This is a genomic window from Leifsonia sp. NPDC056824, from assembly GCF_042789575.1.
Taxonomy (GTDB): Bacteria; Actinomycetota; Actinomycetes; order Actinomycetales; family Microbacteriaceae; genus Leifsonia.
Genome location: NZ_JBHUAV010000001.1, coordinates 975,035 through 988,071, shown reverse-complemented (window position 1 = coordinate 988,071; position 13,037 = coordinate 975,035). Strand labels below are relative to the sequence as shown.

13 protein-coding genes are annotated in these 13,037 nt (G+C 70.2%); 8 read left to right on the top strand and 5 right to left on the bottom strand.

Annotated features, from left to right (window positions below; genetic code table 11):
• Nucleotides 1-34 precede the first annotated feature (34 nt).
• Together ACFRFH_RS04840 and ACFRFH_RS04835 are read left to right on the top strand one after the other, a co-directional pair.
• Entirely contained in the window at nt 35-298 is a 264-nt protein-coding gene (locus tag ACFRFH_RS04840; RefSeq protein WP_382461875.1) for a hypothetical protein, read from the top strand.
• 96 nt (nt 299-394) lie between these two features.
• Nucleotides 395-1,273 carry an NmrA/HSCARG family protein gene (locus ACFRFH_RS04835; protein ID WP_382461874.1) on the top strand — a complete coding sequence of 293 codons (879 nt, stop codon included), beginning with the start codon at nt 395-397 and terminating at the stop codon, nt 1,271-1,273.
• Between the two features lie 6 nt (nt 1,274-1,279).
• On the opposite strand, the gene ACFRFH_RS04830 is transcribed toward ACFRFH_RS04835, so the two are convergent.
• The 5 genes from ACFRFH_RS04830 to ACFRFH_RS04810 form a co-directional block, all read right to left on the bottom strand.
• A complete protein-coding gene (locus tag ACFRFH_RS04830; RefSeq protein WP_382461873.1) occupies nt 1,280-2,401 on the bottom strand; it encodes an AAA family ATPase in 1,122 nt (373 codons plus the stop codon).
• A 108-nt stretch (nt 2,402-2,509) separates the two neighbouring features.
• Complete coding sequence (locus tag ACFRFH_RS04825) at nt 2,510-4,396, bottom strand: DEAD/DEAH box helicase (RefSeq protein ID WP_382461872.1); 1,887 nt, start codon at nt 4,394-4,396, stop codon at nt 2,510-2,512.
• Nucleotides 4,393-5,889, bottom strand: a complete 1,497-nt coding sequence (locus tag ACFRFH_RS04820; RefSeq protein WP_382461871.1) for a glyceraldehyde-3-phosphate dehydrogenase — start codon at nt 5,887-5,889, stop codon at nt 4,393-4,395. The genes ACFRFH_RS04825 and ACFRFH_RS04820 overlap by 4 nt, the downstream gene beginning before the upstream one ends.
• A 174-nt stretch (nt 5,890-6,063) precedes the next feature.
• Entirely contained in the window at nt 6,064-6,369 is a 306-nt protein-coding gene (locus ACFRFH_RS04815; protein ID WP_382461870.1) for a hypothetical protein, read from the bottom strand.
• A gap of 122 nt (nt 6,370-6,491) precedes the next feature.
• Entirely contained in the window at nt 6,492-7,670 is a 1,179-nt protein-coding gene (locus ACFRFH_RS04810) for a DUF4185 domain-containing protein (RefSeq protein WP_382461869.1), read from the bottom strand.
• 101 nt (nt 7,671-7,771) lie between these two features.
• On the opposite strand from ACFRFH_RS04810, the gene ACFRFH_RS04805 reads away from it, so the two are divergent.
• Genes ACFRFH_RS04805 through ACFRFH_RS04780 form a run of 6 tightly spaced genes read left to right on the top strand, consistent with a single transcriptional unit; the run spans nt 7,772 to nt 12,985 of the window.
• Nucleotides 7,772-8,647 (top strand): fumarylacetoacetate hydrolase family protein, encoded by an 876-nt coding sequence (locus ACFRFH_RS04805; RefSeq protein ID WP_382461868.1) that lies wholly within the window; start codon nt 7,772-7,774, stop codon nt 8,645-8,647.
• An 8-nt stretch (nt 8,648-8,655) separates the two neighbouring features.
• Nucleotides 8,656-9,516 carry an SMP-30/gluconolactonase/LRE family protein gene (locus tag ACFRFH_RS04800; protein WP_382461867.1) on the top strand — a complete coding sequence of 287 codons (861 nt, stop codon included), beginning with the start codon at nt 8,656-8,658 and terminating at the stop codon, nt 9,514-9,516.
• Nucleotides 9,517-9,518: 2 nt separating this feature from the next.
• Nucleotides 9,519-10,388 carry a hypothetical protein gene (locus tag ACFRFH_RS04795; protein ID WP_382461866.1) on the top strand — a complete coding sequence of 290 codons (870 nt, stop codon included), beginning with the start codon at nt 9,519-9,521 and terminating at the stop codon, nt 10,386-10,388.
• The gene (locus ACFRFH_RS04790) at nt 10,375-11,199 is read left to right on the top strand and encodes an SDR family NAD(P)-dependent oxidoreductase (protein WP_382461865.1); all 825 of its coding nucleotides are present in this window, start codon (nt 10,375-10,377) and stop codon (nt 11,197-11,199) included. The genes ACFRFH_RS04795 and ACFRFH_RS04790 overlap by 14 nt, the downstream gene beginning before the upstream one ends.
• A complete protein-coding gene (locus ACFRFH_RS04785; RefSeq protein ID WP_382461864.1) occupies nt 11,196-12,236 on the top strand; it encodes a mannonate dehydratase in 1,041 nt (346 codons plus the stop codon). The genes ACFRFH_RS04790 and ACFRFH_RS04785 overlap by 4 nt, the downstream gene beginning before the upstream one ends.
• The gene (locus tag ACFRFH_RS04780; protein WP_382461863.1) at nt 12,236-12,985 is read left to right on the top strand and encodes an SDR family NAD(P)-dependent oxidoreductase; all 750 of its coding nucleotides are present in this window, start codon (nt 12,236-12,238) and stop codon (nt 12,983-12,985) included. The genes ACFRFH_RS04785 and ACFRFH_RS04780 overlap by 1 nt, the downstream gene beginning before the upstream one ends.
• The last annotated feature ends 52 nt before the right edge of the window (nt 12,986-13,037 follow it).

Below are 13,037 nucleotides of genomic sequence, written 5' to 3'. Positions count from 1 at the left end.
GCCACCGCCTCCACACCGTCGCTACCATCCGGCCATGTCCTCCGATGAGCGCAGGCCGAAGATCCGACGGACGCCGAACCTCGCGATCACCGTCCTCGTGACCATCTACGTCGTCGCGCTGATCAGCGCGGTCGTCCTCTACTTCGTCGGCTTCGCCATCCGCGGGACCGACGCCGCCGGAGCCGCGAACGTCTTCGCCTGGGGCAACCGGCTCGGTGTGCTCGGGGTGCTCGGCGGGATGCTGCACCTCGTCGTCGGCGCCGTGCGGCACATCGTGGAGGACAACGCGCACAGGTGACCAGGCGCGGGCCGCGCTCCGGGTGTTCCGCATCGGCCGACCGGGGTCTACGTTCGCGGTGACGCCCCGATGAGCGGAGCCGTGGAGGAGGACACCATGGACACTGACGCGCGCTCGACCGGCCCTGGCCCGTTCGCGGTGATCGGCGCCACGGGCAAGCAGGGCGGCTCCGTGGTCGACGCGCTCCTGGAGCGTGGCGCTCGCGTCCGTGCGCTCGTGCGCGACCCCGACGCGCCCGCTGCCCGGCGCCTCGCCGAGCGCGGCGTCGAGCTCTCGGCCGGCGACCTGGACGACCCGGCCTCCCTCGACCGCCTGTTCGCGGGCGTCGCCGGCGCCTTCGCGATGACCACACCGCGCGGGGGCATCGAGCACGAGACGACCTCCGGGATCGCCGCGGTCGACGCGGCCGCCCGCGCCGGGGTGCCGCACTACGTCTACAGCTCGGTCGGCGGCGCGGAGCGGCGGACGGGCATCCCGCACTTCGAAAGCAAACGCCGGGTCGAGGAGCACCTGGACGCGCTCGGCCTGCACCGCACGATCATCCGGCCCGTGTTCTTCATGGACAACCTCGCGGCGCGGTCGGTCAGCGTCGAGGACGGCCAGGTGGTCGTCCGGATGGCGCTGCCCGCGCAGGTCCCGCTGGAGATGGTCGCGGTGCGCGACATCGGGCGGGTCGCCGCCGCGGTCCTCCTCGGCGGGACGCCGGTGGAGGGGTCGAGCCTGGAGATCGCGGGCGACCGCCTCACCGGAGACGCCATCGCCGAGGCGATCGGACGCCACGCCGGGCTGCCCGCGCGCTATGAAGCGCTGCCGCTGGAAGCTGTCGCGTCGTTCGGGGACATGGCGCAGATGTTCCGGTGGTTCGCGGAGACGCCGGCGTACCAGGCCGATTTCGCGACGACGCGCGAGCTCGACCCGGAGCTGCTGGACCTGAGCGCGTGGCTGGCGCAATCGGGGTGGATGCCGGGGAGGTGACGCCGTTCAGAGCCGAGCGGGTCGATGCATCGACGCGGCGTGCTCGCGCAGCCACTCCCTCATGAACGGGACGGTGAAGTCGACCAGCCCGGTACCGGTTGCTTGGATCATCGCAGCGTCGATCAGACGCTTGCGATACACGCCGGCGTACTTGGTGGTCTGTCCCAGGCGCGAAGCGATCTCGGACGTTCGGCTCGGGCCGTTGTCGTCGGCCATCATGACCAGGAAGGTCTTATCCACGTCGGAGAGCCCGTTCACGGCGGCCGCGATGACCGTGCTGCCGAGCCGTCGCCGGGCGGCGTCGAGGGCTTCCGTCATGGCCTCGTCGGTGACTGTGCGATCAGTTCGGCGGTTCGCGAGTCGCCAGACCTGGTAGCCGACGAGCTGGATGAGGAAGGGGTAGCCGCCCGTCGACTGCGCTGCGCGCGTGAGCTGCTCACGGCTGATGCTCATGCCGCTTGCCGAGAAGGTCTCTTCGAGCGCATTGCGGACGTCGGCGATCGGCACGTCGCGCAGGTCTACCCGCTCAGCGCGCCGCAGGAACGTCGAGACGTCCTCGTTCAGGAGGTCGGACACCGCTTTCGGGATGCCCGCCATCAGCAGCGCGATCGGCTGCTCCTCGCGGATGAGGTGCTGAATCGCCGCGGCCAGCTGGGTGAGCTCGTCGCGATCCACCGCGTGGATCTCGTCGACCGTGATCAGGAGCCCAGTCTCATGACCGGACAGGATGTCCAACAGCTCGGTCGCGATCTGCCGCCACTCGACCTGCTTCTCCGGAGGGAGCTGGCGTGTGACGCCCCAGCCCGCCACGGAGATCGCGGTGACGCGCGAGCGCGTCGGGCCGTCGCCGAGCCTCTCGAGGTGCTGCTTCATCGCCGTGCCGAGCCTCGCCATCAGCCCCGGCGTCGCCGTGTCGCTGATGGTGACCCAGCCGTGCTCCTTGGCGAGGTCCTCGGCGGCCGACAGCATCACGGTCTTGCCGACGCCGCGGGCCCCGGTGAAGATCGTCAGCAGCCCGGGCGACCCTGGGCCGTCCTCGATGCCCTCCTCGAACGAGTCCAACGCGTCGCCACGGCCGACGAGCAGCGGCGGCATCGCGCCGGCGGTCGGCTTGAAGGGGTTTCGCATGGACTGTCCTTAGGATCCGTTTAGATTATTTAGATCCTTTATACCCTTTGGATTGCTTTGTGGCGAGCCGTCGCCACTTCCGCCCACGGACGTGCCAGACAACTACGCCTAGCTGTGCCGCGGCTTGCGGGGCGGGCGCTCGTCGCGCGCCGGCCGGTCGTAGCGGTCGCTCCGTGCCGGCCGGTCATCCCGCCCGCGCCGCTGCTCCCGCGGCCGCCGCTCCTCCCACTCTCCGCGCTGCCGCCGCGCCCCCGGCCCGTTGTCCGGCCGGATCTCGATCAGCTTGCCGCTGATCCGGGTCCCCGACAGCCGGGACAGCGTGTCGCCGGGGAGGTCGGCCGGCAGCTCCACCAGGGAGAAGTCGGGCATGATCTTGATGTGGCCGAAGTCCTCCCGGCTCAGGCCGCCCTCGTTGGCGAGTGCTCCGACGATCTGGCGCGGCTCCACCTTCTGCCGCTTGCCGACCTCGATGCGGTAGGCCGCCATCGGCTTGTCGCTGCGCTCGCGACGCGGACCACGCTCACCCCGCTCACCGCGCCCGCCGCGGTCGTCGCGTCCGGCGGAGCGGGTGTCGCGCCCGTCCCGCTCCACGCTCCGCGCAAGCGCGTCGTCCGAATTCAGCAGCAGCGGCTCGTCGCCCTGCGCCACGACCGCGAGCGCCGCCGCGACGTCCGCCTCCGGCACGTCGTGGTGCTCGACGTAGTGGCCGATGATGTCGCGGAACCGCGTGACCCGCTCGACCTGCGCCAGCGCCGCGGTGATCGCGTCGTCGAAGCGGGCGAGCCGGGTGACGTTGATGTCGTCCACGCTCGGCAGCTGCATCTGCGTGAGCGGCTGGCGGGTCGCCTTCTCGATGGCCGTCAGCAGGCGCCGCTCGCGCGGGGTGACGAAGCTGATCGCCGCGCCGCTGCGTCCCGCGCGGCCCGTGCGGCCGATCCGGTGCACGTACGACTCGGTGTCGACCGGGATGTCGAAGTTGACGACGTGGCTGATCCGCTCGACGTCGAGGCCGCGCGCCGCGACGTCGGTGGCGACCAGGATGTCGAGCTTGCCCGACTTGAGCTGCTCGACCGTCCGCTCGCGCTGGGCCTGCGCCACGTCGCCGTTGATCGCGGCCGCCGAGTAGCCGCGGGCGCGCAGCCGCTCGGCCAGTGTCTCGGTCTCGTTCTTGGTGCGGACGAAGACGATCATCCCCTCGAAGTTCTCGACCTCGAGGATGCGGGTGAGCGCGTCCACCTTCTGCGGGTACGAGACGACGAGGTAGCGCTGGGTGATGTTGGGGGAGGTCGAGGTCTTCGTCTTGACCGTGATCTCCTCCGGGTCGTGGAGGTACTTCTGGGAGATGCGACGGATCGAGGCGGGCATCGTCGCCGAGAACAGCGCGACCTGCTTGTCGTCCGGGGTGTCGGCGAGGATCGTCTCCACGTCCTCCGCGAACCCCATCTTCAGCATCTCGTCCGCCTCGTCGAGCACGAGGTAGCGGAGCTCCGAGAGGTCGAGCGTCCCCTTGTCGAGGTGGTCCATGATCCGGCCGGGCGTGCCGACCACGATGTGGACGCCGCGCCGCAGCGCCGAGAGCTGCACGCCGTAGCCCTGCCCGCCGTACACCGGCAGCAGGTGGACGCCGCGCATGTGCGCCGCGTAGCTCTCGAACGCCTCCGCGACCTGCAGGGCGAGCTCGCGGGTGGGCGCGAGCACGAGCGCCTGCGGCGTCTTCTGCGACAGCTCGAGCCGGGACAGGATCGGGAGGGCGAACGCCGCCGTCTTTCCGGTGCCGGTCTGGGCGAGCCCGACGACGTCGCGGCCCTCCAGCAGCAGCGGGATGGTCGCCGCCTGGATGGCGGACGGCGTCTCGTAGCCGAGCTCCTTCACGGCCTTCAGGACGTGGGCGTCGAGGCCCAGGTCCGCGAAGGTGAGGGAGGCCTCCGTCTCGGCGGGGTCGCCGGTGCTCGTCGTGTCGGCTTCGGTCTCGGCTGCGTTCTCGGGGGTGCTCACCCTTGAACGGTAGTCGCCCCCTCCAGCAACCGCACCTCCGCGCGCGGCGGGACGACCGCGGGATGCGTCCCCGCCATCCGCTCCAGCACCCGCACGACCTGGCAGGAGTAGCCGTATTCGTTGTCGTACCAGACGTACAGCACGAGGTTGGTCCCGTCGGCGATGGTGGCGAGGCCGTCCACGATGCCGGCGCGGTGCGAGCCGACGAAGTCGCTGGAGACGACCTCCGGGGACTCCACGTAGTCGATCTGCTGCCGCAGCTGCGAGTGCAGCGACACCCGGCGCAGGTAGTCGTTGACCTGGTCCTTCGTCGCCGGCCGCTCCAGCGTCAGGTTGAGGATCGCGAGGGAGACGTCCGGCGTGGGGACGCGGATGCTGGAGCCGGTGAGCTTGCCCGCGAGCGACGGCAGCGCCTTGGCCACAGCCTTCGCCGCCCCGGTCTCGGTGATCACCATGTTGAGCACCGCCGACCTGCCGCGCCGGTCGCCCTTGTGGAAGTTGTCGGTGAGGTTCTGGTCGTTCGTGAACGAGTGGACCGTCTCGACGTGCCCGCGCACGATGCCGTACGCGTCCTCCAGTGCCTTGAGCACCGGGGTGATCGCGTTGGTGGTGCAGGAGGCCGCCGAGACGATGCGGTCGTCGTCGGTGATGGTGTCGTCGTTGATGCCGTGCACGATGTTCTTGAGCGGCGACTTGCCCGGCGCCGTCAGCAGCACCCGCGCCACGCCGGGGCTGACCAGGTGCTGCGCGAGCCCGGCCTCGTCCCGCCAGCGACCGGTGTTGTCGACCACGATTGCGTCGCGGATGCCGTAGGCGGCGTAGTCGACGTTCGTCGGGTCGTCCGAGTAGATGACCTGGATGCGGGTGCCGTTGGCCACGAGGACGTCGTTCTCGGCGTCGACGGTGACCGAACCGGGGAACGGCCCGTGCACCGAGTCGCGGGCGAGGAGGCTGGCGCGCTTGTCGAGGTCGTTGTCCGACCCGCGGCGCACCACGATCGCCCGCAGGCGCAGCCCGTTCCCGTTGCCGGCGTGGTTGATGAGGATGCGCGCGAGCAGCCGCCCGATACGGCCGAAGCCGTAGAGCACCACGTCGGTCGGCCCCGCCGCGTAGGTGGAGTGCGCGTTGTCGAGCTCGGCCCGCACCCGTGCCTCCACGTCGGCGTCGTCCAGACCCCGCACCGACATGGCGAGCCGCGCGACGTCGATGGAGGCCGGCGACGGCGCGATCCCGAGCAGGGCAGTGAGCACCGTCGCCGTCTCCTGCAGCGTCAGCTCCTCGTGCCCGAGCTCGCGGGCGCGGTCGTGCACCGAGATGACGCCGGTGGCGGACAGGTTGATGAGCCGGTGGCCGTGGATCGAGGTGACGACGCCGTGGTCGCGGTAGAGGCGCCCGATGAGCGGGATGAGCTGCTCGGCCTGCACCTCCCGTGCGACCCATGCCGCGCGGTGGGACTCGAAGGCGTGCGGGTGGTCGGTGTTGAAGGTGGTCACGCTCGGTACTCAGGGCCCTTCCGCGTCGGATGAACGCGTCTGTTCGTCGGCTGCGGAGGTCGCCCGCACTGCGACCGTAACGGGCGAACGCGTGTTCTTGGCGCGGTTGAGCGTCGAAAGATCCCGCGATCTTTCGCTTCCGGCAAGATATGCGCGTTCCGCCGCGCAGGAACCCTAGAACTTATCGGGCGAGTCGATCTTCTCCCCGGCGAGCACCTGCGGCGGCGTGCTCGCGTCGCCCCCGACGGACGCGATGAAACCCTGGAGCTCCGGGTCGGCGAAGAACGCGCGGAACGCGTCCTGCGTCTCCCACTCGTCCATGATGACGACGAAGCCGTCACCGACGGCGAACTGATGGTGCAACGCACCGGCCGCCTTGGCGCGATCCGCGATCTCCCGATACTCGCCCGCGCGCTCCGTGAGCGACGTCGTGAACGCCGCCGTGTCGCCGGTGAACCGGGTTGCGATGAGGACAGACATGAGGGGTACCTCCTGCGGTCTCCCCCAGATCGGTGCCGATGGTAGCAAGGGGGGTGGAGGGGTGGCAATGGGAGTGCCGAGGGGCGGGGCATCGACCCGAACGATGTCCCGCCCCCGCGACCTCAGTTGCGAGCGGCCGCCGGATCCGTGCTGGTGACGTCGACGTCGACGTAGCGCGGACGGTAGTTGTCGACGTTCTTGTAAACATCGGCGGTGTCGAAGCTGTTCACGTTGTACGTGACGACCAGCCGGTTGTCGGTGCCGAGTTCCGGATGGGCCTTCGCGTTGTAGGTGAAGACGTTTCCGGAGGTCTCCGGGGTCGAGTAGAGCAGCGTCTTGCCCGTGAACGGGCCCGTGAGGGAGTCGCTGCGGTACATGACGATCTTGGTGCTCAGCGGCTCCGTCGCGTCGCTGGTGACGAGGGTGTACTTGCCCTGGAAGCGCGTCACGCTGAACTCGTTCGCGACGCCGCCCATGATCCGGGTGGATGCGGACTCGTCCGATGTCCAACCGGTCGCCCCGTAGTACTGCCAGTCGTCGCTGGTGAGGTGCTCCGTCCGCACGCGAGCCAGATGCATGTACTTGACCGCACCGAGGTCTTCCACTCCGTAGACATACGTGTAGCCGTGGTCTTCGTAGATCGCGGAACCCCACTCCACCAGGCCCGCGGGGCGCTGGGTGATGCTCTCGAGCTTCATGGTGGAGAGGTCGAAGGAGGCGATCGCCGTGCGCACGAAGGCGAAGTCGAACGCCTGGTCACCGGTCTTCTTGAACTCGAGCAGCGAGACCTGGAGGTGGGACCCCTCGACGGTGCCGTCGCCGAACCAGTACCAGTCGCTGTTCTCGTCTCCGCCCGGCACTCGGACCAGGGACGACGGGGCGGCAGTGGTGCCTCCCGCGTAGGTGGTCATCGTGCCGTGGTCGTCCACGACGATCGAGTTGTGGATGAAAGGGGCGCTCGTCGAGCGCGAGTGGTCGGCGTTCACGGTGCCGAGGAACGTGTCCGAGTAGAGCCACGCCACCTTTCCGCCGGGCAGCTTCACGCTGTATGCGGAGTCCGCTCCCGTCCACCCCTTGCCCGAGTCGCCGTACGTCTCGAACGTGTTCGTCAGGGACGTGTCGACGGAGGCGCTGGTGGTGATCGTCTCCTGCGCCGGGGCGGCCGCTGTGGCGGCGGGGGCGCCACCGGTGGACCCGTCCTGCGCCGCCGAAGCGGCGAGCGGGGCGGCAGAGCACGCCAGCGCGACGCCGACAGCGAGGGCTGCCGCGCTACCGAAACGGGTACGTCGTCGTAACCTCATTGTTTCTCCGATCAATTGTTGGTATCGTTACCACGTCGGATGCTACCACCGCGCGCGCCGTCCCGCCGATCCTTTCGGCCCGAACTCGATGGAGAGCACCCATGTACCTGATGCGCATCGGAGACGCAGGCTCGGAGAAGCCCGTCGTCCGGATCGACGACGAGTCCTACGTGGATGTCTCGGACGTCGTCGCGGACTTCGACGAACGGTTCTTCGGGGGCGGCGGCCTGGAGCGCCTCGAGCCGATCGTGGCCGATCGGGTCGAGCGTGGGGAGACCGCGCGGTTCGCGGGTGAGCGGATCGGGGCGCCGATGTCCCGGCCGCACCAGATCCTGTGCATCGGGCTCAACTACCGGGATCACGCCGCGGAGACCGGACAGGCCGTGCCGGACGAGCCCATCCTCTTCACCAAGTCGCCCAACACGCTGGTCGGTCCGAACGACGATGTGCAGATCCCGCGCGGGTCGACGAAACCCGACTGGGAGGTCGAGCTCGGAATCGTCATCGGCAGACGGACCAGCTACCTCGACTCCGTGGAGGAGGCTCGCGGCGCGATCGCCGGCTTCACCCTCGTCAACGACGTCAGCGAGCGGGCGTTCCAGCTGGATCGCGGCGGCCAGTGGTCCAAAGGCAAGTCCTGCGCGACGTTCAATCCCGCCGGCCCGTGGCTCGCGACCCCCGACGAGCTCGACGACGTCATGTCGCTGGGGATGTGGCTCGACGTCAACGGTGTCCGGCGTCAGACCGGTTCGACATCGACGATGGTCTTCGACCCCTATGTCATCGTCCACTACCTCAGCCAGTTCCTCGTGCTGGAGCCGGGCGACCTCATCAATACGGGCACTCCTCCTGGTGTCGGGATGGGATTCGAGCCGCCGATCTGGCTTCAGCCGGAGGACGTCATGGAGCTCGGCATCGACGGTCTCGGGTCGCAGCGCCAGCGCGTGCTGGCGCCCGTGCCGCCCGCCGGGCGATAGGGCGGCCGGTGATCATCCTGTCGGAGCCCGAGGTGGTCGTCCGGGCGCGCTCCACCGTCGGCGAGGGGCCGGTGCTGGACCCGCGGACCGGTCGGCTGTGCTGGGTGGACATCGTCGAGGGAGCCCTCTTCCAGAGCGACCTCTCGACCGGGGAGGACGCCGCGTCCCGGATGCCGACGATGCTCGGCGCTGCCGTGCCGCGTGCCGAGCGGGAAGGTTTCGCGGTCGCGGTGTCCGACGGCTTCGGCCTGTTCGCCGACGACGGGCTCGTGCTGGTCGATCGCGCGCTGCCCGAGGCGTCGCGTCGGATGAACGACGCCGCGTGCGACTCGAAGGGGCGGTTGTGGGCGGGAAGCACCCACGTCGACTTCGCGCCAGGCGGCGGGGCCCTGCACCGGTGGGACGGCGGCCGGAGCGCTGTGGTCGACTCCGGGTTCACCCTCCCGAACGGGATGGGCTGGAGCCCCGACGACACGACCATGTACCTGATCGACTCGGTCGAGCACACCGTCCTCGCGGCAGAGTTCCGGGCGGACGACGGCTGGGTCGGCGCGTTCGATCAGGCGTTCGCGGTCGAGGGCGGCCTCCCGGACGGGATGTGCGTCGACCTCGACGGCTGCCTCTGGATCGCGGTCTGGGGCGGCTCCGAGGTGCGACGCTACTCGCCGCGCGGCGAACTGCTGGCCAGGGTGGCGATGCCGGTGGAGAAGCCCTCCAGCTGCTGCTTCGGCACGGACGGCACGCTCTTCATCACGTCTGCGTCCGCGGAGCTCTCCGAGGCCGAGCTCGCCGAGCAGCCCCTCGCCGGCTCGGTGTTCGCGGTGAGTACGAGCGCCCGCGGCGTTCCCGTCCGTTCATTCGCGGGCTGACGATGGCGACTCTGGAACTCGGCTCCGCCGACATCGCTGTGACGATCGATCCCGACCGTGGCGCGGACATCCTGTCCCTGGTCCACCGGCCGACGGGGGTGGACGTCCTCTTCCGGACACCGTGGCGCGAGCACGCCGATGCCGTCTGCGCCGGACGGACTCCCGCGAGCCTCGACCCCGACGCGGTCTGGCTGGAGCACTACCGCGGAGGGTGGCAGACGCTCTTCCCCAACGCCGGCCCGGCGCGTTCCGTGTGCGGTGCACCCGTGCCGTTCCATGGCGAGGCGTCCGTCGTGCCGTGGGAGGTCGACTCGGTCTCGGCCGACGCGGCAACCCTGCATGTGGACCTCTTCTCCGTGCCCGTGAGGATCGAGCGCACGGTGCGGCTCGCCGGCGCGACGGCGACCGTCGAGGACAGGCTCCTGAATCGCAGCGGTGCCGGGCTCGACGTGGACTACGTGCAGCATCCGGCCTTCGGCGGGGAGTTCCTCAGCGGCGACGTGCGGATCGAGACCGGCGCCCGGCGCTTCACGAGCGATCCCGGGTCCACGGACCGGAGCGCGGGAAGCGTCTTCGGGTGGCTCCACGATTTCAGCGAGCACCGCGCCTCGATCGTCAACCGCGACCTCGGTCTCGCCGCCCACGTCGCCTGGGACGGCGAGCGCCTCCCGTACGCCTGGTTCTGGCAGGAGCTGAACGCGACCGCGACGTTCCCCTGGTACCAGCGTGCACGGGTCGTCGCGATCGAGCCGGCGAGCACGACGACGAGCGGGCCGGGGCGGCGCAGCACGCTGCGCCTCGATCCGGGCGCGGATGTCACGCTCACGATGAGCATCAGCCTCGAAGACGGGATGGACGATGGGCGAGCATGAGGGGCGCGTGGCGCTGGTCACGGGCGGGTCGCAGGGAATCGGGCGAGGCGTAGCCCTCGAGCTGGCTCGCCAGGGCTCCGCGGTCGTCGTGCACGGGGAGACCGAGGGGCCGGCGTGGGAGACGGCCCGCGAGATCGAGGAGCGCGGCGGCCGGGCGACCGCGCTCTGCGGGCGCATCGACGAGCGGGAGACGAGTTCTCTCGCCGTCGAGGCCGCGCTCGCGGCGTTCGGACGTTTGGACACGCTCGTGACATCGGCGGGCATCCAGCGCTACGGCGACGTGGCGTCCACCTCCGAGGCCACCTGGGACGAGGTGTTCGACGTCAACGTCAAGGGCGTCTTCCTCGCGGCGCAGTGCGCGCTGCCGCACCTTCGGCGCAGCGGGGCGGGCAGTGTCGCGATCGTCGCCTCCGTCCAGGCGACGGCGACGCAGAACGGGGTGGCCGCCTACACCGCCAGCAAGGGAGCGCTGCTCGCGCTCGCGCGCGCGATGGCCGTGGACGAGGCGCAGTACGGGGTGCGCGTCAACAGTGTCAGCCCCGGGTCGGTGGACACTCCCATGCTTCGGACCTCGGCGGCGCTGTTCGGGGACGGCTCGCAGCAGGGTGTGGAGCGCGTGCTCGCCGAGTGGGGGACCGCGCATCCGCTGGGGCGGGTGGCGACGGCAGCCGAGGTCGGCCAGGTCGTCTCGTTCCTCACCAGCCCCCGCGCCGGCTTCGTGACCGGCGACGACATCCGCGTCGACGGCGGCTTGCTGGCACGGCTCGCCGCTCCGATTCCCGGCGACACGGCCCGAGGAGGCGCCAGATGATCCAGCTGACAGAACTGCTGTCTCCGCGACCGGAGCCGGAGTGGCGCCTGATCAAGCAATGCGGTGTGAACGAGGTCGTCGGCCTCCTCAATGGCGCGGAACAGGACCAGCGGATGTTCGCGTCGGTCGGCGCGGCTGGATTCGGGGCATCCCGCGGCGGCGACTCGCCGTGGAGCGAGGCCGCGATCCGGCACGACATGGGCGTGTTCGAGGACTACGGTTTCACCCTGGTCGCTCTCGAGGACACGGCGCCGATCGACAAGGTCCGACTCGGCCTGCCGGGGCGCGACGAGCAGATCGACAACGTCCTCACCCAGGTGCGGGCGATGGGGCGGCTCGGGATTCCGACCCTCTGCTACAACTGGATGGCGATCTCCAGTTGGGCGCGGACCGCGATCGACCTGCCAGGCCGAGGAGGCGCCCTCGTCACCGGCTTCCGGGCGGCCGATCTCGACGGCCTCGAGCCCCTCGCCCAGCCGGGTGAGATCACAGCCGAGCAGCTCTGGGGTGGGCTGCAGTACTTCCTGGACGCCGTGGTCCCCGTCGCCGAGGAGGCCGGCGTCCGCTTGGGGATGCACCCGGACGACCCTCCGCGACCGGAGGTCCGCAACGTCCCGCGCATCATGTCGTCGCCCGAGGCGTATCGGCGGATGCTGTCGCTGCGCCCCTCCGCGAGCAACGCGATCACGTTCTGCCAGGGAAATTTCGCTCTGATGGCCGACGACCTCCCCGCGCTCATCCGGGAGTTCGGACGCGGCGATCACATCGCCTTCGTGCACTTCCGGGATGTCCAGGGCACCGTCGAGGACTTCCGCGAATGCTTCCACGACGAAGGGCAGAACGACATGCCCGAGTGCATGCGCGCCTACGCCGAGATCGGATTCTCGGGTCCGATGCGCCCTGACCATGTGCCGACGATGTTCGGGGAGACGAACGACCGACCGGCCTACGGAACGCTCGGGCGCATCTTCGCGCTCGGCTACATCCGCGGGCTGGAGCAGTCGGCATACGGAACGCGGACGAGGGAGCTGGGCTGATGGAACTCGATGGACTCAAGGCGATCGTCACCGGGGGCGCCTCCGGAATCGGCGCGGCGACAGCAGCACTCTTGAGCGAGCGTGGAGCGAGGGTCGCCATCCTGGATCGCGTCCTCGGCGCTCCGGTCGAAGGCCGGCTCGCCGTCGAGTGCGATATCGCGGACGATGAGTCGGTGCGCGCCGCCGTCGACCTCGTCGCCGCCGAACTCGGGGGCATCGACATCGTGGTCAACAATGCCGGGGTCGGCGCTCAGGGCACGATCGAGGCGAACGGCGACGACGAGTGGCACCGGGTGTTCGACATCAACGTCCTCGGGATGGTGCGCGTGTCCCGCGCCGCCCTTCCGTACCTTCGGCGGTCGACGAGCGCGGCGATCGTCAACATGTGCTCGGTCGTGGCGACGGCCGGCCTCCCGCAGCGGGCGTTGTACAGCGCGTCGAAGGGGGCCGTGCTCTCCCTCACCCGCGCGATGGCCGCCGATCATCTGGCCGAGGGGATCCGCGTCAACTGCGTGAGCCCGGGAACCGCGGACACGCCCTGGATCGGGCGGCTGCTCTCCAGTGCAGCCGACCCGGCCGCCGAACGCCGCGCGCTGGAGGCGAGACAGCCGCACGGCCGCCTCGTCTCGCCCGACGAGGTCGCCGCGGCGGTCGCCTATCTGTGCGGCCCGCTCGCCGGATCGACGACCGGGGTCGGTCTCGCGGTCGACGGAGGAATGGACGGCCTCCGCCTTCGACCGGCCGGCTGACCGGCGGATGCTTCGCCTGGTAACGCTACCGGCGGTCCGTTAGCATGAGTCC